This window comes from Shewanella sp. SW32 (assembly GCF_025653365.1).
Classification (GTDB): Bacteria; Pseudomonadota; Gammaproteobacteria; order Enterobacterales; family Shewanellaceae; genus Shewanella; species Shewanella oncorhynchi.
Window position 1 is genome coordinate 1 of sequence record NZ_JAKKSJ010000112.1, and the last position, 607, is coordinate 607.

At 50.9% G+C, this 607-nt stretch carries 1 protein-coding gene; it reads left to right on the top strand.

What is annotated here, in order from left to right; genetic code table 11:
• Positions 1 to 68 precede the first annotated feature (68 nt).
• On the top strand, positions 69 to 607 hold a 539-nt coding region (locus L5M28_RS24090; protein WP_263204547.1), incomplete at its 3' end, for a transposase DNA-binding-containing protein.

Sequence of the window (607 nt, forward strand, 5' to 3'; positions counted from 1 at the left end):
ACCACATACCATGTTTTTAAGTGAACCATCACTCTGGGCACAAAGCATTTTTCAGCGCACCACATACCATGTTTTTAAGTGAACCATCACTCTGGGCACAAAGCATTTTTCAGCGCGCACAATTAGGGGATGTACGAAGGACCAAACGGCTTGTACAGTTGGCGGCTCAACTTGCAGCTCATACAGGACAATCTATCGTGCAATCCCTTTCATCCAGTGCAGACATTGAAGCCGCTTATCGCTTTGTCCGTAACGAGCATATCAGTCCGGCAGCGATTGCTGAGGCAGGTTTTGCTGCCACAGTGCAGGCCTGCGGATCATTTGACTGCCTGCTGGCACTGGAAGACACCACGTCATTGGAATTCACCCATCAAAGTGTCGCTGCAGAACTTGGACACACCACTGCCCACAAACACTCCAGTGGACTGGAAGCGCACACGGTTTTATTGTTTGCCCCCAAGGCGCAGCAAGTCGTTGGACTGATTGAGCAGCATCGCTGGGCACGCGACCGCGAAGCCTATGGCCAGAAAAAACAACGTGCCAAACGTGATTATGAACAGAAAGAAAGTTACAAATGGCAACGGGCTTCAGCAGCGATGGCGACTCG